This window comes from Pedobacter ginsengisoli (assembly GCF_030244015.1).
GTDB classification, from domain to species: Bacteria; Bacteroidota; Bacteroidia; order Sphingobacteriales; family Sphingobacteriaceae; genus Pedobacter; species Pedobacter ginsengisoli.
Genome location: NZ_JASSYX010000001.1, coordinates 733,369 through 754,192, shown reverse-complemented (window position 1 = coordinate 754,192; position 20,824 = coordinate 733,369). Strand labels below are relative to the sequence as shown.

Sequence of the window (20,824 nt, the reverse complement as noted above, 5' to 3'; positions counted from 1 at the left end):
ATATATATCCTTTACCAGTCTTTAACAATACGTCCCTTCACCCCTTTTGCCTTTTTACTTTTGAGCTTATCCTGGGTGTTCTTCTCTTCATTTTTTAACGCTTCCAGCATCCGTTCCGCATCCTCCTTACTCAGCTGATCCGGCCTTGGCTGCTGACCCTGCTGATCTTGCTGGTCTTTTTTATCCTGATCCTTCTTATCCTTATCTTGTTTATCCTTATCGTCCTTCTTGTCCTGGTCCTTTTTATCCTTATCGCTCTGGTTCTTGTCCTTGTTCTTCTGGTCTTTTTTGTCCTTATTCTTGTCTTTGTCCTTGTTGTCTTTATCTTTCTGCTGCTGCTGTTTCAGCTTTTCCATCGCATAAGCCAGGTTGTAACGGGTCTCGTCGTCCTTCGGATTGTTCATCAGCGATTTTTTATACGCCGCAATACTTTCCTCCAGTTTTTTAGATTCCAGCAAAGAATTCCCAAGATTATGATAGGCCTGTGCTTTTACCGCCTTGTTATCAGATGACGACGCGATGTCGGTGAACTTCTGGGCAGCATTGTCAAACTTCTTTTGCTTAAAGAGTGCATCCCCCAGGTTAAAGTTACCCTGCACAGACTCCTTTGATTTTTCCACGGACCGGCGGTAACTCGCCTCGGCCTCGGCATATTTCTTTTGCATATACAGTTCGTTGCCCTTGTGTATATACTTTTTCTCCTGCTGCGCGTACAGCGCAAAACCCTGTAATAAAATACAAGCGACTATGATCAGCTGTTTCATGACTTCTTGACTTCAAACAAATTCAACTCACTCAGTCTTAAGTTTCTGCGGCTGGAGATGAAAAACTCCAGAACCAGCATCAACACTGCAAAGGCCAGGAAAAACTGAAACCTGTCCTCATAATTCTTAAACATCTTGCTGTTATAAGTCTTTTTTTCCATTTTAGCTACCTGATCCATGATCAGGCCCAGACCGCTATTGGCATTGGACGCCCGCACATAAATACCACCACCCGCAGCAGATATTTCTTTACACATCGGCTCATTTAGCTTGGTTACTACAGTTTGTCCCTTTTCATCCTTATGAAAGCCAACCGGGCTGCCATTGCTGTAGATCGGTACCGGCGAACCCTCAGGTGATCCCAGACCGATGACATGGATGGCTACATCCTTTTCTGCTGCCCTTCTTGCGGCACCAACAGCGTCATCTTCATGATTTTCGCCATCTGTCATCAGGATCATGGCTTTACCCGATCCGTTTACCAGGTCAAAAGACTTCATTCCCATATCAATAGCCGCACCTATAGCAGTGCCTTGTGTAGGCACAATATCTGTGGTAATGTTGTTCAGGAATAATTTGGCCGCAGAATAATCTGTCGTAACCGGGAGCTGCACATAAGCCTCACCGGCGAAAATGATGATCCCAATCCGGTCATTGTGCAGGTTGTCTATCAACTGTGAAACCGCTCTTTTTGCATTCTCCAACCGGTTAGGTGCCAGATCCCCGGCGAGCATACTATTGGAAACATCCAGCAATATCATCAGGTCAGAGCCCATGCGTTTGCCCTCTTCCACCTTAGTCCCGATCTGCGGATTGGCTGCCCCAATCACTACAGAAACATAAGCCAGCAGGAAAAACAGGAACTTCAGTCCGGGCCTTGTAAAAGAAACTTCCGGGATCATCTTTAGCACAGTTGCCCTGTTGCCCAGCAAAGCCAGAGCCTTCCTTTTCCAGCGGCGAACCACAAAAAATAAGATCACCATCAATGGTACCGCAGCCAGGGCCCACAAAAACGCTATGTGTTCAAAACGTAACATATCTTAAGTTAAAGCTCCTTTAAACCATGTATTTTTTAATAAGAAATCCAGCAGCAAAAGTACCAGGGCAAGCAGCGCAAAAGGCAGAAACCTTTCCGTCTTTTTATGGTACTGGGTTACCGCAATCTTCGCCTTTTCCAGCTTATCGATCTGCTGATAGATCTGTTTTAATTTCTCATTGTTGGTCGCACGAAAATACTGGCCACCTGTTATTTTCGCAATATTGGAAAGTGTGGACTCATCAATGGTCACCGGAACCTGCTGGTATTGCACCCCAAAAGGCGTTTTCATAGGATACGGCGCGTAGCCTTTGGTACCGACCCCAACGGTATACACCCTTACATTCATCTGTTTGGCAATCTCCGCAGCAGTAGCCGGCGGAATAGATCCCGATGTATTTGAGCCATCAGTCAGTAAAATGATGACCTTACTCTTGGCCTCACTTTCCTTCAGCCGGTTCACCGCCGTAGCGAGGCCCATCCCTATCGCCGTACCGTCCTCGATCATTCCGTTGGTAATGTCTTTGAACAAGTTGATCAGCACATCATGGTCAATCGTAAGCGGACACTGCGTAAAGCTCTCACCACTGAAAACCACCAGGCCGATCCGGTCATCCGGTCTGTCCTTTATAAAATCAATCGCTATATTCTTTCCCGCTTCCAGGCGGTTGGGTTTCAAATCCTCGGCAAGCATGCTGCCCGAAATATCGGTCGCGATCACAATGTCTATTCCCTCCGTGGTGGTATCCTGCCAGCTCAGTGCAGACTGCGGCCTTGCCAGCGCAACAATCAGGGCAATCAAAGCGAGCGACTTCAGCACAATGCTGTAATGCCGCAAAAAAAGATAGCTGCTTTTTACTTTCAGAAATCCGGACATCGCCGACATCCGGAGCGAACCCTGCAGCTTTTCCTGGCGCCAGATGTACCAGCCCACCATTACCGGGATCAGCAACAGCAGCCAGAAAAAACCCTTATTGGCAAATTCAATACCTTTAAACCAGTCCATTCTCATCCTGTACTTTATTTCCACCCTTATTTTCTGATGCTATACCAGGCAACTGGTCCTGCATCCTGGTCTCTTGTATAAAACCGATGGCATCATCCATTGACTGCTCATTTTCGTGACCCGCCGGCACCGCCTTCGCAAATTTCACCAGGTCTGCCAGCAACAGAATCTCTTTCAGTGAATTCCTGCTTTTCTCCGGCATTTTTACGGCTTCCAATCCCGAAAGGATCTCCTCAGATGTCTGCTCCTGAGCGCTGATCAGGTATCTTTTTTCCAGGTATACCCTGATGATATCGGTCAGTTCACTATAATAGGCCTTTACTTCACCCTGCTGCCACAATTTCTTCTCCTTCAAAGCAGAAAGCTGTTCCAGTGCAATAACATGCCCCGGTACCAGCGGCACGCTTTTTTCAACAACAGGCTTTGGCTTCCTTATTTTGCGGAAGTAATACCAAACTCCGAACAGCAACAGCAAAACAGCCAGCCCCAGAACCACCCAGTACCAGTTGTCCCTGAGCCAGTCCATAAAGGTATACGAAACCGCCAGCGGCTGTTTAATGTCGTAGATCGCTTTGGTGGTATCGACCGCGACCGCCTTTACTTCAAGCGGTTGCGCTTCTGTTGCGAAGGTCTTGCCCCCGCTCTGAAATGTCAAAGCCGGTACCATCTGCAGTCCCGGATCAAAAGAAGTGATCACGTACGATCTGCTGATCAGTTTGAGACCCGGTCTGTTCTTATCAGTTAGTGTATCGGCCTTGCCTGCCGAAACAATCTGCACTTTGGCAGAAAGCGTATCCGCCAGTAACGGAAAATTCACCGTACCATTTGCTGGCAGTTCAGCCGACAGGTGCAGCACCGTCTGGTCACCCAATAAAATACTGGTCTTGTCCAGCCTCGCATTGACTTTTATCTCCTGTGCATGCCCCTGGTAAACCGTTCCAAGGCAGAGCACCATTAACCATAAGCAACTAAAATTTACAATCTTCATCATCGCTCTATCTTCTGGCTCCCCGTTTTTTAAACAATGTCATCAATGGCTTTACATACGATTCATGCGTACCGATCTGTGTAAAATCCACACCCGACTTTTTAAATACATTTTCCAGCCTGCCTTTGCGCTCCAGTGCCGCCGATTTAAAAGCATAGCGAACCTGCTTATCGCCTGTATTCACCCATGCGATCTGTCCGCTCTCCTCATCCCTCACCGGGATCAGCCCAAGGTCAGGGAACTCTTCCTCATGCACATCAAAAAGCCTCAGTCCCACCACATCGTGCTTTCTGCCGGCGATCTTCAGTTCGCTCTCAAAAGTATCACTGATGAAATCGGAGATCAGGAAGGCCGTACACCTTTTTTTGATCGCACTGGTAAAATACTGAAGCGCCTGCGCCACATTCGTACCCTTATGCTGTGGTTTAAAATCGATCAGTTCCCTGATGATCATCAGAATATGCGACCTGCCTTTTTTCGGCGGAATGAATTTTTCTACTTGGTCGCTGAAAAACAGCACGCCCACCTTATCGTTGTTCTGTATCGCAGAAAATGCCAGAACCGCACAAATCTCTGTAGCCAGCTCCTGCTTCTGCTGGATCTGTGTACCAAAATTCTTCGACCCGCTCACATCCACCAGCAGCATTACCGTCATTTCCCGCTCCTCATCAAATACCTTTACATAAGGATGGTTAAAACGGGCTGTCACATTCCAGTCTATCGTCCTGATCTCATCGCCCATCTGGTATTCACGTACCTCGCTAAAGGCCATACCCCGGCCTTTGAAGGCTGAATGGTATTCACCGGAAAAGATCTGATTGCTCAAACCCCTCGTCTTGATCTCGATCTTCCTTACTTTTTTTAACAGGTCCTTGGTATCCATAAACTATGGTACTTCAATAGCATTCAATATTCCTGTAATGATCTTTTCAGTGGTATAATCTTCCGCCTCAGCTTCGTAGCTCAGACCAATGCGGTGCCTCAGCACATCATGGCATACAGCCCGCACATCTTCAGGGATCACATATCCGCGTCTTCTGATAAAGGCGTAGGCTTTAGCCGCCAATGCCAGATTAATTGATGCCCTTGGCGATGCGCCAAAACTGATCAGGTTTTTATAATCCGCCAGCTTATACTGCTCCGGGAAACGGGTAGCAAATACAATATCAATGATATACTGCTCGATCTTTTCGTCCATATATACATCTTTTACGACCTTTCTCGCACGAATGATATCGTCTGTATGCAGGATCGTATTTGGCTTAGGCATGCCCTGCGGGGCAATATTGGCCCTCATTATCTTTTTTTCGTCCTCACGCTGAGGATAACCGATCACCACCTTGAGCATAAACCTGTCTACCTGTGCTTCAGGCAAAGGATACGTTCCTTCCTGCTCGATCGGGTTTTGTGTAGCCAGTACTAAAAATGGTTCCGGAAGTTTATAGGTCTCATCACCCAAAGTCACCTGACGCTCCTGCATGGCCTCCAGCAAGGCACTCTGCACCTTGGCCGGTGCCCTGTTGATCTCATCCGCAAGGATAAAATTGGAGAACAAGGGTCCTTTTCTAACTATAAATTCTTCTTTCTTCTGGTTGTAGATCATTGTACCGAGCAAATCAGCCGGCAACAAGTCGGGCGTAAACTGAATACGGCTGAAACCGGCATCAACGCACTTCGATAAAGTATTGATGGCCAATGTCTTTGCCAGTCCGGGCACACCTTCCAGCAGGATATGACCGTTGGCCAGCAGGCCGATCATCAACCGTTCTACCATGTAGCGCTGCCCTACAATCACCTTGTCCATCTCTAAAAACAGGAGATCAATAAAGGCGCTTTCCTTTTGTATCATTTCGTTCAGCGCACGGATATCTGTGCCGTACGATGAATTTTCAGTAATAATATTTGCTTCTTCCATTTCGGATACAATTTTTGAGTGGCGAAAATTAGGCAAACCTTATACTTCCTGCAAATTATAAGCTGAATAGTAAATGTTAAAATATGTTAAAGTCTCCTTCCTTCTTGTGCTATCTGTTTATGATGCGTTTAAAATGATCTTACTCTTTAGTAAGTATTGAGTAAGGTTTGCTTAAGGGTTGGTTAAGGTTTGGTTAAGCTAGAGCTTAATCAAACCTTTCCAAAAGCTTAACGATTAGTTGTTAAAAAAATAAAAAATGAGCATACTATATTGAACGCATATTGAACACGCGTGCTTTTTACAAAAGAATTTTGCTTAAAATTGCCAAAAAAATCAATTATGTTAGCTCACCACGTTTTATTCTGGCTTAAAGCCGACACTACAGCAGACCAAAAAGATGCATTTAAGAAGGGTCTCGAATCACTGGAAAACATTGAAACTGTAAAAACATTTCACATTGGCACTCCCGCCCCGATAGACCGTCCTGTTGTAGATACTACCTATACATTTTCACTGACCATTATTTTTGAAGATCTTGCCGGACACGATGTTTACCAGGTACACGACCTGCACAAAGCATTCTTAGATCAGTTCCGTGTTCTGTTTGAGAAGGTTGTCATTTACGACGCGCACTAGTAAAACGGTACAGAGGCGTTTATCCCTCAAAGGATTGCTCATTTAATTTCAACAGCGATCATATTGCTGTTTCTGCTGCCCCGGAATGGTTCCGTTCGCAGGGACAGGATCAATTTATATTTCCCGGCAGTTGCAGGTGCTTTAATGGTACCTGCAACTTCTGCCGAAGCTCCTGCGGCAATGTTCAATTGCTCAAGATCGGCATGTACAGGCTGGAAATCTTCCGTAACATCATCCTTTTTAAAGCTGTATTCCAGGTAACATTTCCACTTTTCATTTTTATTGCCCAGCATTATCAGTTCATGATATGGATTGCTGATCTTCAGCTTTAAGGTGCGGAGCTCCCCTGTTTTCCAGTCGGCGGGCACAGTAAGCGGGTTTACCGAAACCTTCTGGTACATTCTAACATGGTCTATCCATGTTCCGTAGTAAATGCCCTTTTCCGTTCTGATGGTATCCTGCGCGGTGTATTCACTATATTCATTGTCCAGGACCAGATAAGCTTTTTTGTGCCGGATACTGTCTTCAAGGGGCCAGATGTCGTACTGATTTTTCCGGTAATTGCGGGAATCATAACTGAAACCTTTAGTACTGCGTGTATAATAATTGTACCTTGAAGGTGCCTGAAATGAATCGTAAAAAATCACAGGATAGTTACCGGCTTTTTGCCGGATTTCCTTTGCCCACTCTTCATTGCCAAAATAATAAGCCACTATTTTTACTTTTTTCAAAGCATCGAGCGGAATAATAAGGACCAGTCGTATCAGGATCACCAAAGCGATATTGGTGATAGCGAGCCGTTCAAGCCACCTTGGCACCGGTCTGACCGCTAAAGCAATACAGGCCAGCATGAAAAGACATAGCATTGCCGGTAAGGTCCAGTGGGCTTCTACCCTGCCTTTAAGCGTACTGAAAAGGAAGAAAATAAATATCCCGTAAAAGTTAAATTTAAGTGCCCTGATGAAACCATCTGATGTTTTCAATACAGCAGCAGAACGGTACAGGTACCAGCCGACCAGAGGTCCGGCGAGTGCCAGTTGTGCCAGTAGGTATTCGGTCGTATACCGGAATTTATAAAAAGCAGCTGAACGGTCGATCACATGGTAATAAAAAGACGGATAATTGTTTTGTACCTGCCACCGGATGTGGGGGAGAAAGACCAGTACGGAAAGGAGCACAATGCCCCAGAATGAACGTCTCCGAAGCAATTTGAGGTTAGAGATCACCGTAAAGAAAAGCACAAGTATGGCATGGTATTTACTGTAGAGCAGGCAGGCGATCACCAGGGAAAGCGCCAGCGCCCACTTCCAGTTGTCTTCCTTTTCATAGCGCTGGTATGCATAAAAGAAAAGAACGGTAAAAAATGCCAGTGGCGCATCTGGTGTCGTGATAAAGCCATAAACATGAAACAATACCACAGATCCGAACAGAAGAATGAAGTGCTTTATGTCGACCGCATAGGGCTTTAAGATCTGCCAGAGGATATAGACAGACAAAGTACTCGTCAAAACGGTCATCAACCTGAGACCCAGCGTAGATCCGGACAGGGCATCACCTATTTTGATAAACAAAGCCACCATCGGCGGATGGTCAAAATAGCCCCATTCCAGAAATCTGGAATACATCCAATAGTAAGCCTCATCTGCGTGCACTTCCACAAAGGCGGATTGTATCAGGTTGAGCAAAGCCCATACACCTAAAAAAATGAAAAGTATTTTATCGGGGCTTTTCCTGGTGGCCGGCATTAAAATCAAAGTTTAGGAAAAAATGGTTATTAGCCTGTAAAGGTATAAAGATAATTTGCAAAGAAGTTCCAAAGCGACACAAACACGATCGCGCAGGCTTTAGCCAGGTAAAAGTTCCATTTGAGCTTATCATTGAGCAGATAGATCAGCGAGTTGCTCAGTGCTAGCCCAACCGCGGAAACGACAAAGAACTTACCAAACTGAATAATATAGGCGGGATCCTGGTTGTGAAAAGTCCAGTACCGGTTTAAGCTATAGTTTGTTCCGGTAGCCACCAAAAAACCAAAGGAGTTTGAAATGTACTTATGGACTTTAAGCTTTTCCTTGAAAAAATAGGTGACCCCAAAATCCACGATCAGGCCGGAAAATCCCACCAATCCAAACTTCAAAAACTTAAAAAAGAAAGCTTTATTGAATTCTATAGCCAAAACAGGGGTCATATGGATTTCTTTCTGGCAAAAGTAAGATATAATTCTATTTTTGTAGTAAAATATGCAGGGTTGATCAATCTTTTTAAATATCAGACGCCATCTAAGTATGCCTTAGCGTTTAGGGATACCTATAGTTTTATTAATGTCAAACAAATCAAACTCCTCAGCACTGCACTGTTTGCGCTGTCTGTCTGCGTGCGGATTACTTCATTGTTCTACAGCGAAGAACTCAGACAGGTTCCCAACATCATGGAATACAACATCAGTAACCTGACCCAGCTTACTGCCTACTTTTGCTTTATCGTATTGAGTACCATAGCTATTCGTTCAAAGAACTGGACAATAACGCAGCGAAACCTGCTGACCCTCGCTTTTACGTTATTTTTACTCAGCATTACTTTTTTCATTAGCTATATCTATTCACAGCACAATACCAGAAATACACTGACTGTATTCCTGATGGGGGTAGTTATGGTGAGTATTTTCTTTTCCCTGGAATTCAAGTACATTGCGATACTTGCTGTATTTGTGGTGCTTTTGTTTGTAATTGGAATGGTGGTACCCAGTTTAAGTCCTATTCAGGGATTATTTAACGTAATTGCCGGTGTAATACTGGCCTTTGTACTGTACATCTGCTCGAGATACAGCTACTTTTTCAAATCGCAGCATTTTATACAGCTTAAGCAGCTGGAAGAGAAAAATGAGGAGATCAACAACCTGAACCGTCTGAAAGGCGAGATCCTGGCTTTTGTAGCGCATGACCTGCGTACGCCTTTAAACAATATTGAGGCCCTGAGCGGCATCGTCATAGAAGAAGAATACAGCAACCCAAAACCGGAGATGCAAATGATCCTGAGCGCTGCTGTTCATGCCAAGCACATCATCAATGACCTCATTGAGGTGGTCCAGGAAGACAGGAAGCCCCTGCAGGTTCAAAAAACAGAGATGATCTCTTACCTGGAGCGGATCTGTGTCAGCTGGCAGTCAAATGCCGACCAGCCCCGGAGGGTCGAGCTGTCGGCAAATGAAAAATCTATTGTTGCCAGCATCAATGCAACTAAATTTACCAGGGTCTTGGACAACCTGATCGGCAATGGTATAAAATTTTCTCCGCCTGACAGTCAGATTCAAATCTCCGCATCTGCAAGTAAAGGGCTTTGCACTATCCGGATTAAAGATTTTGGAATCGGAATACCGGAACATTTACAGGGAATGCTCTTTGATCAGTTCTCAAAAGCCGGCCGTCCGGGCTTGCGCGGTGAGAAATCAATAGGACTGGGACTGCACATTTCCAGGCAGATCATAGAACAGCATGGCGGCAGGCTAACCGTTGAAAGTAAAGAAAATGAAGGCACGGCTTTCACAATCTCCTTACCTGTTTTGGATTGATATCCGGAGTGCCGCTGACCTTAGTTTAAATTGAATTTGTCATTATTGATCTTCACGACATTGGAGGTGAAGATGATACCAACGATCAGAATTCCTATCACAATCGCCAGTGCGACCTGGAGTGCTGAGTACAATTTACTGCCGGACACCATAAATGCAGAGTCCTTGATCAGCTCCTGGCCAACCTGCTTTTGTATCGCCATCAGTTCGGACAATTTTTGAATGGAAAGATCTGCAGATGCCCTTCCCTGATGTTCATAAAGTTTCCTGGCAGAGGCCAGGTTCCTGTCCTTTAATAACTGTAATATATTATTTTCAGCCTGAACATTATCAGAAAGTCTGATATCCAGTTCGATGAGCTTTGCTTTTTCCTGTTTTACCAATAAGGTCTTTTTGTACTTACGCATCAGGCTGTCGATGGCAGTATTGAAACTTTTTAAATTTTCAGTGAGCACCGCCTGGTCCTCAGCCGGACGTTCAGACGAATAGAGTGCTTCTTCCAGCAATGATTTTTTTGCATTGGCTTTTTCAGCGATAAAAAAAAGATCTGTGGCCGGTATAAGGCGGTCATTGTACATGGACACAAACGATTCGTTCATGCTTTTTACGCTCTGGTCTTCGAGTAACCTGATCAAAATAGAACAGGTCATTACTGCAAAAAGCAAAGCAGCAATACGGATCTTTTGTTTAACAGAAAATGCAAGTCTCATTATAAATGGGTTAGCCCCTATTCTTCGGCAGGGGAAGTAAACATACTTTGGGCAAAATTTACTAAAAATAGTTCTTTTTTTGCTCTTGTCACACCTGTATAAAGCCACCGCAGGAAATCAAGGTCTACCATGTCATCTGTCAGGTAGCCCTGGTCAACAAATACAGCGTCCCACTGCCCGCCCTGCGCTTTGTGGCAAGTCACCGCATAGGCAAACTTGATCTGGAGTGCATTATAATACGGGTCTTCTTTGATGGCCAGAAAACGTTCCCGCTTATTGCTCAGGTGATTATAGTCCTCATTCAATCCTTCAAACAGCTTGTTGCTGAGCTCAAAAGAAAGGTTGGGCGTCTCCGCGGTGAGCGTATCCAGCATGACTTTGCAGGTAATTTCCCCGGCTTCCGGAAAATCAAGAAATTCAAGTTGAACCTCACAAAACCTGAATCCGTAACGCTCTTCAGTATTTCTTACTCTTTTGATCAGGGCCATATCGCCATTGGCAATGAAAGCAGCAGACTCATTTTCCGGCAACCAGAAATAATTGTTTTTCACCACCATGATCTGGTCTCCTCCGGTCAGTTCTTCTTCCCGGTACAAAATCCTGGCCCTGATCTGCTGGTTGTATCCGTTGGCTGATTTATTGGACCTGCAGACCACCAGTACATTCTCCATTCCAAACTTATTGTAGGCATATTCCAGCCCTTCTACCAGCTTTACGCCGTTCATCCTAAAAATATCCCTGTAATTTTTGGTGATGAATTTCGGAAGGGTAATTTGCGTTTTCTGGTCCTTATGGATCAGCTTGCGCAGCATGGTGGCATTGACCAGTATACCCGATTTCTTTTCCTGCCGTACAACTTCTTTCAGCTCAACTGCCGTTACTTTCAGTCCAAAGACGTCTTGTAAATGCTGATTGTTTAAGGCCGGACTGTCCAGACTTCCTACCGGGGGGAGCTGTGCGGTATCCCCCACAAAGACCACTGCACAGTTTTTACGGTTATACACATATTCCATCAGGTCTTTGAGCAATGAGGAGCCCGACTGAATGTTCATTTCATCAGCGATCATGGAGGCTTCATCTACGATGAACAAAGTGTGTTCTGCAAGGTTTGGCGCCAGCTGAAATGACATATCCATAGCTACCGAAGACTTCTTCCTGTAAATTCTCTTGTGGATGGTGAGCGCCTTACGACGGGTATAGGTGCTCATGACTTTGGCGGCCCGTCCTGTTGGTGCCAGTAAGACCGGCCGCAGGCCAAATCCGGGCAGTGCTTTTACCAATGCGCCTACCGATGTGGTTTTCCCGGTGCCGGCATATCCGCGAAGGATAAAGCATTGTCCATCCATCCGACCCGTTAAAAACGATGCCATCTCCGTACAGAAAACAAGCTGTTCACCTGTCGGGGTAAACTGATAGGACCGGGCGATTAGCGAAGCTTTATCCATTTAACAAATATGCAATGGTGATGTTATAGAAAAAAGAATTAATTTTGTTTACATGAACAGCAAAAATAGCATATTATTAGTTGATCCGGAGTTTGACCCAAATACAGCTGCAGATTGCGATCTATTGATAAAAGTTGGTCCGGATAGTTTTTCTTATGCCATTATTGACAAAAGCTGCAACCAGGTCAAAGCTGTTTATGATCAGCAGGAATGTGAAGATCCGGGAACTGTGTTTGCTGCAAAACTGAAAAGTGACAATTATCTGAACTTGTCTTTTAAGGCCGTAAAAGTTGCCGTATATACAGAAAATCTCATAGCTGTTCCCGATGAATTGTTTGACCCGGCAGGGCTGAACCAGTACGCAAAGTATTTTCCCGGAGAACAATCGGCTACTTTATATGTGCAGCCTCTTGCCGGTTATGGCTTTACCTCCGTTTTTAACCTGGCGGAGTTTATAGAAGATACACTGAGTGCTTCGCTGACCAGCAGCAAACGCTATGACCATTCTGCACCACTGCTGGCACTTGCCAAAGGGAATATATCGAGGTCATTGCTGCTTGACTTTACAGCAGGAAGCTTTAACGCTACCTATGTAAATGAAGGTCAGCTGGTCTTCCAAAGATGTTTTGAGACTGAGAACGCAGAGGAACTCAATTATTACCTGCTCCTGATCATTAACCAGCTTAAGATGGCTACCGCACAAACAGCAGTTCATTTAAGCGGGATCATTCATGAGGGTGACGGCAATTATCAATGTATTTCAAAATATTTCAAAGACATACATTTTAGTAAAAGCGTAAGCAATGAAATGGACAGCAGGATCCTGGATGATATGCCTGCGCATTATTACAGCAGTTTATTAGCACTTGACCTATGCGAATAATAGGCGGCAGATTAAAGGGAACACGTTTTAACGCTCCCGAAAGCTTACCTGTGAGGCCGACTACCGATATGGCCAAGGAAGCGCTTTTCAATATCCTCTATAATACTTATGATTTCGACGGCTGTGATGTGCTGGACCTTTTTTGCGGCACGGGCAACATCAGTTTTGAATTTGCTTCGAGAGGTATCCGTAAGGTTACGGCGGTAGATAAGCACCCGGGTTGTGTGTACTGGGTGAAATCGGTCATCCAGAAATATGGCCTGGAACAAATAGAGGTTCAAAAAGCTGATGTATTTAAGTTTCTGGAACATCATAAGGCACCTTACCAGATCATTTTTGCTGATCCGCCTTACGACTTGCCAACCATACCCCTCATACCAGAACTGGTCATGAGAAATAATTTACTGACCGATAACGGGATGCTGATCGTAGAACATCCTTCGTTATTGAAATTAAATAACCTCCCCGGCTATACGGAGATCAGAAGATACGGCAATTCATCGTTTAGCTTCTTTGAAAAACCCAAGTTATAATTATGAAAACTGCACTGTTTCCAGGTTCATTTGATCCCATCACCATAGCCCATGTAGACATCTTGCTGCGGGCTTTACCTTTGTTTGACAAAGTTGTGATCGGCATAGGATTAAACAGTTCTAAGCAGGGTTTTTTACCTGCGCAAAAAAGAGAGGACATCGTGCGGGCTGTTTTTTCAGCTCACGCCAATATAGAAGTGCAGTTATATGACGGCCTGACAGTCGATTTTTGCCGTAAGGTCAATGCCAGGTATATGGTGAGGGGTGTACGCTCCGTTTCAGATTTTGAATATGAAAAAGCCATCGCACAGATCAATCAGACCATGATGCCTGAAGTAGAGACCATCATCATATTGAGCAAACCTGAATATTCGGCCATCAGTTCAACTATTGTGCGCGAAATATTGCGAAATAATGGTGATGTAAGTAAGTTTCTACCCCCGGAAGCTATACCTTTTTTATAGCGGCCAGTACTGGTTTTACTACAATATTATCTGCCAAAAGTCCCCCAGCTTCCAATACCTGTACTATGGAAGGATAGGTGTTTTTCAACACTGGGCTGAGTTCAAGTTTGCTCAGCCAGCCGGCTTTTGTGATGCCCTCTTCCTTTTGAGGAATGAGCTTGGGTTCGCCTTTGACAGTCATGCTGTACCAATTGGTTTTTTTCAGCACCAGTCTATTGTCCAGCTGATAAACGTGGTAAGTTTTACACAACTTTTCATCATTGGTAAAGATCTTTACACCACACTCTTCCTCTACCTCACGCAATGCAGCTTCTTTCATTTTCTCGTCTTTTTCCACCTTGCCCTTAGGCAAGTCCCACTTTTTATTACGGAAAATGAAGAGGTAATTATCTTTGGCGTTCTTAACCAGACCGCCGGCGGCCTTGATCATTTCACAACTTTTCCTGATCTTTTTGAACAATTTTTTAGGGTCGGGATCCAGCAGGATATAGTCTTTTCCGGACACCCTTGCTAAATTTTTATAGAATATTTGGAAATCAAACTGCTGTACATCAACTTGTTGGATTTTCTTGATCTGTTTAGGCATCAAATCTGCTATAAACAAAGTGTTATCGTTAATATAAATTCTGTAATTTTGGGCCATGTATAATAAAAGTGATATTGAATTAAAGGTAGCTGAATTTTTATTACAAATTAAAGCAATAAAGTTACAACCTAATAATCCATTTACATGGGCATCTGGTTGGAAATCCCCGATCTATTGTGACAACAGGATCACGCTTTCACATCCATCGGTCAGAACTTACATCAGACAGAAGCTTACGCAGCTGATCCAGGAAGAATTTGGATCTGTCGATCTTATAGCAGGTGTAGCGACTGCAGGCATCCCGCAAGGCGCACTGGTAGCGCAGGAATTGGGACTGCCGTTTGCTTATGTACGTTCAAAAGCGAAAGAGCATGGTACAGGAAGCCTGATAGAAGGAGAAATAGTGGAAGGGCAACGTGTAGTGGTGATAGAAGATCTGATCTCAACCGGAAAGAGCAGTTTGCAGGCCGTTGAGGCGTTGAGAAATGCCGGGTTATCGGTTGCCGGTCTGGTTGCCATATTTACTTACGGCTTCGATCAGGCAGATGAGAATTTCAAAGAAGCGAAATGCCGTTATGCCACACTTTCAAATTACAATACACTAATTCAATACGCCGCTGAACATAGCTTCATTGGGCAAAACGATGTCGATCTGCTCACAAAATGGCGCAGGAACCCGTCTGAATGGGGCAAGGAACTGGAGCAACTAACTTAAGACCACAATGACAGTAATAGAAAGCACTGCCGAAATAAATTTGCCGGTGGCAAAAGTATATGCTTTTTTAGCAGATCTGAATAACCACAAGCAACTGATGCCCGAGAATATCTACAACTGGTCCTCCACAGAGGATGAAGCCAGTTTTACCATTCAGAACATGGCTAAACTCGCCATCAGGATCTCCAGCCGCATAGAAAATCAGGAACTCACCGCCTTACCCACGGAAAAACCACCGTTTGACGTAGAATTGAAGTGGACGGTTGCTGATAACGGAGCGGGTGGCACAATTGCCAAACACATCCTTTCCGCTGATCTGAACATGATGATGAAAATGCTGGCTGCGGGCCCGCTTCAGAAACTGGCAGATTATCAAACAAACAGACTGGCAGAAGTTTTAAACAACACACAAGGATAGCTCTGTTATTTGCTTGCTATTCACTAAACCCCAAACTTTCTTCCGTTCAGTTTGTTCTGTAATTTCCAGTTAAATCATTAAATAACTCTTTATGAAACTGAAACTTACCCTTATTTTTTTGCTGTCCTCATGCGCGTTGTTTACGCAGGCACAAAGGATAGCCCCGGATCAGGAAAAGGTTGAGGGCGGTGAGCTGACTATTCAGCCAATCACTCATGCCACGCTGGTGCTCACCTGCAAGAACAAGAACATTTATGTCGACCCCACAGGTGGCGCTGATGCATTTAAAGGGCTCGGCGCTCCGGATATCATCCTTGTAACGGATATTCATGGTGACCATTTTGATCTCAAGACAATCGAAGCCATCAATACCAATAAAGCGATGCTTGTTGTTCCGCAGGCAGTGGCCGATAAACTACCTGCTAATTATGACAAGGAGAAGCTGGTCATTTTGAAGAATGGGGATAAAACCGTTTTGGCTGGTATTTCGATTACTGCGTTTCCCATGTACAATCTTCCGGATGCTGAAAACGCGAATTATCATATCAAAGGAAGAGGCAATGGGTATATTTTGGAAACCGGCGGTAAAAGTATCTACATCTCAGGTGATACCGCAGATATTCCCGAAATGCGTGCTTTAAAAAACATCGATATTGCCTTTGTTTGCATGAACCTGCCCTATACTATGGATGTAAATGCGGCAGCACAGGCTGTGCTGGCATTTAAACCTAAAGCAGTTTATCCATATCATTACCGGGGGCAGGATGTGAAATTGTTCAAAGTCCTGGTCAATACCGGTGATAAAAATATTGATGTAAGGTTACGCGAATGGTATCCGGCGCCGAAGTAATTTTGTAAGGGCTATTAAGACGATAACCGCATCATCTTCATCACAAAAAAGAACCCGGCAGCAGCTACGACCAAAGCGGCCGTAGTACCCCACCAAAGGACTTCAAAGCCATAGGAGGCCGCTACCCTGGTGCCAATAAAAGGGGAAAAGATGTGACCAAATGAAAAGGAAAGTGCATTGAGCGCCATGTATGCTCCTCTTTTTTTCGCTGATGATCGCTGCAGGGTAACAGTAGACATAAAAGGTATCGCCAATATTTCGGCAATACAGATCACAAACATCGAGATGTACAATACCGGAATACCTTTGGCCAGGTTTAAAATGAGAAAGGACAAGGCACACAACAAGGTACCCGTTATGATCGCTGTGCGGGCAGTAAAATTCCGTTCTGCAATATGGACCAGCAGCATCTCAAAAAGAAAAACAACCAGGCCGCTAAAAGCCATAATGATTCCTATCTCCGTTTCAGAAAGCTGATAAACCGTTCTGTAATAGAGCGGGAGTGTACTCAGGAGCTGCAAAAAACAAATGGCAAACACGGCGCAAAGCAAGCTGAAAAGCAGGTAGGGAAGATCGCGATATGGTGACCGGCCGACTACCTGGTTTCCCTGGTCATCAACTCTTTCTTTAACCTTTTTAGTGCCTTTCAGGTTCCTGAAATACAGGAAGAACAACAGACCTGAGCAACAGGCAGCAATGGCATTGCCATAAAATAAAAAAGAATAAGAAACGGCCGCCAGAAATCCTCCAAGTGCCGGACCTATAGAAAAACCAAGGTTCAGTGCCATCCGATTCAGGGAAAAGGAACGGACTACATTGTCAGGCTTTGAATAATAAGCGACCGAAACTGAGTTTGCGGGCCTGAAAGTTTCAGATACCAGGCTCAGCAAAAAAACGCCAATGGCAAGGTTGCCAACAGTCTCGAGCTGAGGTAAGAGCACAAATACGGGAATGGTTAAAAATAAACTGATCAGCTGAATTTTGAAATGTCCTGCCTTATCGGTCAGCCAACCACCCAGGAAGTTTCCTGACACTGCACCTATACCGAAACATGCAAGTACAGTGCCGGCATCTTTCAGGGAAAAATGCAGGTGATTGACCATATATACACCCAAAAACGGAATAACCATTGCTCCGCTCCTGTTGATCAGCATGACCAGGGCAAGCATCCACGCAGGTGTGGACAGCCCTTTATAGGCGTCCAGATATAATCGTATAAATTCTCTCATTTAATCTGTCACAAAAGACGGGATATTTTACGGGAAAGCTACAGACAAGCATTTATATTTTACATTTCCCGGCATTAAAATAAGACATTTTTTCAGTATAACGCATTATTTATCAGCTATTTAGTCATTAAAAATAAGAAGATACCGACAAAATTTCCGATCTTTAACAGAAAACCAGGATGGCATTTGCTTTGTTTAGCTGTTGACATGAACTTCAACAACTTTACTATAAAAGCCCAGGAAGCAGTTCAACAGGCTTCTGAAATAGCACAAGGCAACCAGCAACAGGCTATTGAAACGGCACACCTGCTCAAAGGTTTGCTTACTGTTGATGAAAACGTGGTTTCTTATGTCCTGAAGAAACTCAACGTCAATCTGAATGTTTTAAACCAGCATCTGGATACACAAATTGAAAAATTTCCAAAGGTGACCGGCAGCAACCCCTATCTTACTTCAGGCAGCAATTCAGCCCTGCAGAAAGCACAGTCTTACCTGAAGGAATTTAAGGATGAGTTTGTGTCTGTAGAGCATTTATTGCTGGGTATACTTTCTGTGAATGACAATACTTCAAAGCTTCTGAAAGATCAGGGTGTGAATGAAGGCGACCTTAAAAAAGCGATTATCGCCTTAAGAGGTGACAGCCGTGTTACTGATCAGAATGCAGAAGCCACATATAATGCACTTAATAAATATGCGCGTAACCTCAATGAATATGCAGAATCCGGCAAGCTGGATCCGGTGATCGGCCGTGATGACGAAATCAGAAGAGTGATCCAGATTTTGTCACGGCGTACCAAGAATAATCCGATCCTGATCGGAGAACCCGGTGTTGGTAAAACTGCAATAGCTGAGGGCATCGCCTTCCGGATCATTAAAGGTGACGTGCCTACCAATCTAAAAACGAAAACTGTGTACTCTCTTGATATGGGGGCCCTGATTGCAGGTGCCAAATATAAAGGTGAGTTTGAGGAGCGTCTCAAGGCCGTTGTTAAAGAGGTGACCCAAAGTGACGGGGACATTATCCTGTTTATTGATGAGATACATACTTTAGTGGGTGCCGGTGGTGGCGAAGGTGCGATGGATGCTGCAAATATTCTCAAACCTGCGCTTGCACGAGGTGAGCTGCGCGCTATTGGTGCGACAACACTTGATGAATATCAAAAATACCTGGAAAAAGACAAGGCTCTTGAACGCCGTTTCCAAAAGGTAATGGTTGATGAGCCAGATACCCAGGATGCAATTTCTATTCTCCGGGGATTGAAGGAGCGTTATGAAACGCACCACAAAGTGCGGATAAAAGATGAGGCGATCATCGCGGCAGTCGAAATGTCCCAAAGGTATATTGCAGACCGATTTTTACCTGACAAAGCAATTGATCTGATGGATGAGGCGGCTTCAAAACTTCGTCTGGAGATGGACAGCGTCCCGGAAAAAGTAGACGAACTAAACCGCAGGATCATGCAGCTGGAGATTGAACGCGAAGCGATAAAGCGGGAAGGTGATAGCAAAAAAGTGAAATCCCTGGCTGAAGAAATTGCCAATATGTCTGCAGAACGTGATGAAATCAAGGCCAAATGGCAAGGTGAAAAAGACCTGGTAGATAACATCAACAATGAACTTGAACAGGTTGAAAATTACAAGCTCGAAGCTGATCAGGCGGAGCGTGCCGGAGATTATGGAAAGGTAGCGGAGATCCGTTATGGCAAGATCAAGGAAGCACAGGACAAAGTGGAGAAATTAAAGGCAGATCTGGCAACTCAGCAAAGTGAAAGCAGGATGCTGAAAGAAGAGGTGACTGCAGATGACATTGCTGGTGTTGTGGGTCGCTGGACAGGAATTCCGGTAACTAAACTGGTATCCAGTGAACGTGAAAAGCTGCTGAACCTGGAGGGCGAATTGCACAAGCGGGTAGCTGGTCAGGATGAGGCTATCGAAGCGATATCCGATGCTATACGCAGGTCAAGGGCGGGACTCCAGGATAAACGTAAGCCAATTGGTTCTTTTATATTTCTGGGCACTACCGGTGTTGGTAAAACGGAACTGGCAAAAGCGCTTGCAGAGTTTCTGTTTAACGATGAGAACGCCATGACCAGGATAGACATGAGCGAGTACCAGGAACGCCATGCGGTTTCCCGCCTGATTGGTGCGCCTCCCGGATATGTGGGTTATGATGAAGGCGGACAGCTGACTGAAGCGGTAAGGCGTAAACCTTATTCTGTGGTGCTCCTGGACGAGATTGAAAAAGCACATCCTGATGTCTTTAACATCTTGCTGCAGGTACTGGATGATGGCCGCCTGACTGACAATAAGGGCCGTGTGGTGAATTTTAAGAATACGATCATCATTATGACATCTAATATTGGTTCGCACCTGATCCAGGACAATTTCAAATCCCTGGATGAAGATAACCGTGATGAGGTGATTGCGAAAACGAAAAACGAACTGTTTGAATTGCTTAAACAAACCATCAGACCGGAGTTTTTAAACCGTATTGACGAGCTGATTATGTTCACTCCTTTAAACAGGAACGAGATCAGGGACATTGTATCACTTCAGTTCAGGCATGTGCAGGATACACTGGCCGAGATGGGAATTCAGATAGAAGCTTCATCTGATGCGCTGGACTGGCTAGCCGAACTGGGCTATGATCCTCAGTTTGGAGCAAGGCCATTGAAACGTGTGATCCAGAAAAGAATTTTGAATGAACTTTCAAAAGAGATCCTTGCCGGCAAGATCGATAGGGACAGCAAGATCAAACTGGACATGTTTGATCACCAGTTTGTTTTTCTGAATGCCAATGAAGTATAATTAGCATTATTTACTTCCCATTAATGAAGATCTGATTATCCCGATTGCCCGAGGAATCCCTCGCTGCAATCGGGATTTCTCGTTTAGCAGTTGAGAAGAACCGCTTGAGCTGGAAAAAATAACCATTCTCTTCGAAGACGGATTCCCCTGAAGCTGGGCAACCTTTAGTCCCGAATTCATTCGGGATGGAAAAATGTCTTCTCTGAGAAGGTAATTTTTTCTGCTCGGCGCTAGTGCAGAAAACAAGGGGATGAAATAGTGTGTTACTGATTC

Annotated in this window: 21 protein-coding genes; 9 read left to right on the top strand and 12 right to left on the bottom strand. The window is 44.6% G+C overall.

Annotated elements, in window-relative coordinates; all coding sequences use genetic code 11:
- Window positions 1-11: 11 nt before the first annotated feature.
- The 6 genes from QEP08_RS03330 to QEP08_RS03305 are packed head-to-tail and all read right to left on the bottom strand — an operon-like array spanning window position 12 to window position 5,709.
- Window positions 12-764, bottom strand: a complete 753-nt coding sequence (locus QEP08_RS03330) for a tetratricopeptide repeat protein (RefSeq protein WP_285055735.1) — start codon at window positions 762-764, stop codon at window positions 12-14.
- Window positions 761-1,801, bottom strand: a complete 1,041-nt coding sequence (locus tag QEP08_RS03325) for a vWA domain-containing protein (RefSeq protein WP_285055732.1) — start codon at window positions 1,799-1,801, stop codon at window positions 761-763. Before QEP08_RS03325 ends, QEP08_RS03330 begins: the two co-directional genes overlap by 4 nt.
- A 3-nt stretch (window positions 1,802-1,804) precedes the next feature.
- Window positions 1,805-2,806, bottom strand: coding sequence for a vWA domain-containing protein (locus QEP08_RS03320; RefSeq protein WP_285055729.1), 1,002 nt, complete (start codon window positions 2,804-2,806; stop codon window positions 1,805-1,807).
- A complete protein-coding gene (locus QEP08_RS03315) occupies window positions 2,793-3,797 on the bottom strand; it encodes a hypothetical protein (protein ID WP_285055726.1) in 1,005 nt (334 codons plus the stop codon). The genes QEP08_RS03320 and QEP08_RS03315 overlap by 14 nt, the downstream gene beginning before the upstream one ends.
- 4 nt (window positions 3,798-3,801) lie before the next feature.
- Entirely contained in the window at window positions 3,802-4,677 is an 876-nt protein-coding gene (locus tag QEP08_RS03310) for a DUF58 domain-containing protein (RefSeq protein WP_285055723.1), read from the bottom strand.
- Window positions 4,678-4,680: 3 nt separating this feature from the next.
- Window positions 4,681-5,709 (bottom strand): AAA family ATPase, encoded by a 1,029-nt coding sequence (locus tag QEP08_RS03305; protein ID WP_285055720.1) that lies wholly within the window; start codon window positions 5,707-5,709, stop codon window positions 4,681-4,683.
- 339 nt (window positions 5,710-6,048) lie between these two features.
- On the opposite strand from QEP08_RS03305, the gene QEP08_RS03300 reads away from it, so the two are divergent.
- Window positions 6,049-6,345 (top strand): Dabb family protein, encoded by a 297-nt coding sequence (locus tag QEP08_RS03300; RefSeq protein WP_285055717.1) that lies wholly within the window; start codon window positions 6,049-6,051, stop codon window positions 6,343-6,345.
- A gap of 38 nt (window positions 6,346-6,383) precedes the next feature.
- Here QEP08_RS03300 and QEP08_RS03295 read toward each other — a convergent pair whose 3' ends face one another.
- Window positions 6,384-8,090: an ArnT family glycosyltransferase gene (locus tag QEP08_RS03295; RefSeq protein ID WP_285055714.1), complete on the bottom strand. Its 1,707-nt coding sequence runs from the start codon at window positions 8,088-8,090 to the stop codon at window positions 6,384-6,386.
- A 29-nt stretch (window positions 8,091-8,119) separates the two neighbouring features.
- Window positions 8,120-8,530 (bottom strand): GtrA family protein, encoded by a 411-nt coding sequence (locus QEP08_RS03290; protein WP_285055711.1) that lies wholly within the window; start codon window positions 8,528-8,530, stop codon window positions 8,120-8,122.
- Here QEP08_RS03290 and QEP08_RS03285 point away from each other — a divergent pair, their 5' ends adjacent.
- Entirely contained in the window at window positions 8,531-9,910 is a 1,380-nt protein-coding gene (locus tag QEP08_RS03285) for a sensor histidine kinase (protein ID WP_285055708.1), read from the top strand. It abuts the gene before it with no gap.
- A 20-nt stretch (window positions 9,911-9,930) separates the two neighbouring features.
- On the opposite strand, the gene QEP08_RS03280 is transcribed toward QEP08_RS03285, so the two are convergent.
- Both QEP08_RS03280 and QEP08_RS03275 read right to left on the bottom strand, forming a co-directional pair.
- Window positions 9,931-10,620, bottom strand: a complete 690-nt coding sequence (locus QEP08_RS03280; protein WP_285055705.1) for an MCP four helix bundle domain-containing protein — start codon at window positions 10,618-10,620, stop codon at window positions 9,931-9,933.
- Window positions 10,621-10,637: 17 nt separating this feature from the next.
- On the bottom strand, window positions 10,638-12,065 hold the full coding sequence (locus QEP08_RS03275; protein WP_285055703.1) for an ATP-dependent DNA helicase: 1,428 nt from the start codon (window positions 12,063-12,065) through the stop codon (window positions 10,638-10,640).
- Window positions 12,066-12,117: 52 nt separating this feature from the next.
- Here QEP08_RS03275 and QEP08_RS03270 point away from each other — a divergent pair, with 52 nt between their 5' ends.
- The 3 genes from QEP08_RS03270 to coaD are packed head-to-tail and all read left to right on the top strand — an operon-like array spanning window position 12,118 to window position 13,945.
- Entirely contained in the window at window positions 12,118-12,948 is an 831-nt protein-coding gene (locus QEP08_RS03270; RefSeq protein WP_285055700.1) for a DUF3822 family protein, read from the top strand.
- A complete protein-coding gene (locus QEP08_RS03265) occupies window positions 12,939-13,481 on the top strand; it encodes an RsmD family RNA methyltransferase (protein WP_285055697.1) in 543 nt (180 codons plus the stop codon). Before QEP08_RS03270 ends, QEP08_RS03265 begins: the two co-directional genes overlap by 10 nt.
- 2 nt (window positions 13,482-13,483) lie before the next feature.
- A complete protein-coding gene (gene coaD, locus QEP08_RS03260) occupies window positions 13,484-13,945 on the top strand; it encodes a pantetheine-phosphate adenylyltransferase (protein ID WP_285055694.1) in 462 nt (153 codons plus the stop codon).
- Here coaD and QEP08_RS03255 read toward each other — a convergent pair.
- A complete protein-coding gene (locus tag QEP08_RS03255) occupies window positions 13,929-14,531 on the bottom strand; it encodes an NUDIX hydrolase (protein ID WP_285055691.1) in 603 nt (200 codons plus the stop codon). The two genes, coaD and QEP08_RS03255, sit on opposite strands and share 17 nt — an antisense overlap.
- 55 nt (window positions 14,532-14,586) lie before the next feature.
- On the opposite strand from QEP08_RS03255, the gene pyrE reads away from it, so the two are divergent.
- The 3 genes from pyrE to QEP08_RS03240 all read left to right on the top strand — a co-directional run bounded on the left by pyrE (window position 14,587) and on the right by QEP08_RS03240 (window position 16,514).
- The gene (gene pyrE / locus QEP08_RS03250; RefSeq protein ID WP_285055690.1) at window positions 14,587-15,246 is read left to right on the top strand and encodes an orotate phosphoribosyltransferase; all 660 of its coding nucleotides are present in this window, start codon (window positions 14,587-14,589) and stop codon (window positions 15,244-15,246) included.
- A gap of 7 nt (window positions 15,247-15,253) precedes the next feature.
- On the top strand, window positions 15,254-15,664 hold the full coding sequence (locus tag QEP08_RS03245) for an SRPBCC family protein (RefSeq protein WP_285055687.1): 411 nt from the start codon (window positions 15,254-15,256) through the stop codon (window positions 15,662-15,664).
- A gap of 91 nt (window positions 15,665-15,755) precedes the next feature.
- Window positions 15,756-16,514 (top strand): MBL fold metallo-hydrolase, encoded by a 759-nt coding sequence (locus QEP08_RS03240; protein WP_285055685.1) that lies wholly within the window; start codon window positions 15,756-15,758, stop codon window positions 16,512-16,514.
- 14 nt (window positions 16,515-16,528) lie between these two features.
- Here the strand turns inward: QEP08_RS03240 and QEP08_RS03235 are convergent, their stop codons facing one another.
- Window positions 16,529-17,743: an MFS transporter gene (locus QEP08_RS03235; protein WP_285055682.1), complete on the bottom strand. Its 1,215-nt coding sequence runs from the start codon at window positions 17,741-17,743 to the stop codon at window positions 16,529-16,531.
- Window positions 17,744-17,950: 207 nt separating this feature from the next.
- On the opposite strand from QEP08_RS03235, the gene clpB reads away from it, so the two are divergent.
- Window positions 17,951-20,551 (top strand): ATP-dependent chaperone ClpB, encoded by a 2,601-nt coding sequence (clpB, locus tag QEP08_RS03230; RefSeq protein ID WP_285055679.1) that lies wholly within the window; start codon window positions 17,951-17,953, stop codon window positions 20,549-20,551.
- Window positions 20,552-20,824 lie beyond the last annotated feature (273 nt).

Excerpts from the sequence above, each read along its gene's own strand:
- QEP08_RS03290 (WP_285055711.1), bottom strand. The coding sequence starts at position 8,530 with ATGACCCCTGTTTTGGCTATAGAATTCAATAAAGCTTTCTTTTTTAAG.
- QEP08_RS03295 (WP_285055714.1), bottom strand. The coding sequence starts at position 8,090 with ATGCCGGCCACCAGGAAAAGCCCCGATAAAATACTTTTCATTTTTTTA.
- QEP08_RS03255 (WP_285055691.1), bottom strand. The coding sequence starts at position 14,531 with ATGCCTAAACAGATCAAGAAAATCCAACAAGTTGATGTACAGCAGTTT.
- QEP08_RS03305 (WP_285055720.1), bottom strand. The coding sequence starts at position 5,709 with ATGGAAGAAGCAAATATTATTACTGAAAATTCATCGTACGGCACAGAT.
- QEP08_RS03330 (WP_285055735.1), bottom strand. The coding sequence starts at position 764 with ATGAAACAGCTGATCATAGTCGCTTGTATTTTATTACAGGGTTTTGCG.
- QEP08_RS03275 (WP_285055703.1), bottom strand. The coding sequence starts at position 12,065 with ATGGATAAAGCTTCGCTAATCGCCCGGTCCTATCAGTTTACCCCGACA.
- QEP08_RS03270 (WP_285055700.1), top strand. The coding sequence starts at position 12,118 with ATGAACAGCAAAAATAGCATATTATTAGTTGATCCGGAGTTTGACCCA.
- QEP08_RS03280 (WP_285055705.1), bottom strand. The coding sequence starts at position 10,620 with ATGAGACTTGCATTTTCTGTTAAACAAAAGATCCGTATTGCTGCTTTG.
- QEP08_RS03285 (WP_285055708.1), top strand. The coding sequence starts at position 8,531 with ATGGATTTCTTTCTGGCAAAAGTAAGATATAATTCTATTTTTGTAGTA.
- QEP08_RS03320 (WP_285055729.1), bottom strand. The coding sequence starts at position 2,806 with ATGGACTGGTTTAAAGGTATTGAATTTGCCAATAAGGGTTTTTTCTGG.
- QEP08_RS03240 (WP_285055685.1), top strand. The coding sequence starts at position 15,756 with ATGAAACTGAAACTTACCCTTATTTTTTTGCTGTCCTCATGCGCGTTG.
- QEP08_RS03235 (WP_285055682.1), bottom strand. The coding sequence starts at position 17,743 with ATGAGAGAATTTATACGATTATATCTGGACGCCTATAAAGGGCTGTCC.
- clpB (WP_285055679.1), top strand. The coding sequence starts at position 17,951 with ATGAACTTCAACAACTTTACTATAAAAGCCCAGGAAGCAGTTCAACAG.
- QEP08_RS03315 (WP_285055726.1), bottom strand. The coding sequence starts at position 3,797 with ATGATGAAGATTGTAAATTTTAGTTGCTTATGGTTAATGGTGCTCTGC.
- coaD (WP_285055694.1), top strand. The coding sequence starts at position 13,484 with ATGAAAACTGCACTGTTTCCAGGTTCATTTGATCCCATCACCATAGCC.
- QEP08_RS03265 (WP_285055697.1), top strand. The coding sequence starts at position 12,939 with ATGCGAATAATAGGCGGCAGATTAAAGGGAACACGTTTTAACGCTCCC.
- pyrE (WP_285055690.1), top strand. The coding sequence starts at position 14,587 with ATGTATAATAAAAGTGATATTGAATTAAAGGTAGCTGAATTTTTATTA.
- QEP08_RS03300 (WP_285055717.1), top strand. The coding sequence starts at position 6,049 with ATGTTAGCTCACCACGTTTTATTCTGGCTTAAAGCCGACACTACAGCA.
- QEP08_RS03310 (WP_285055723.1), bottom strand. The coding sequence starts at position 4,677 with ATGGATACCAAGGACCTGTTAAAAAAAGTAAGGAAGATCGAGATCAAG.
- QEP08_RS03325 (WP_285055732.1), bottom strand. The coding sequence starts at position 1,801 with ATGTTACGTTTTGAACACATAGCGTTTTTGTGGGCCCTGGCTGCGGTA.
- QEP08_RS03245 (WP_285055687.1), top strand. The coding sequence starts at position 15,254 with ATGACAGTAATAGAAAGCACTGCCGAAATAAATTTGCCGGTGGCAAAA.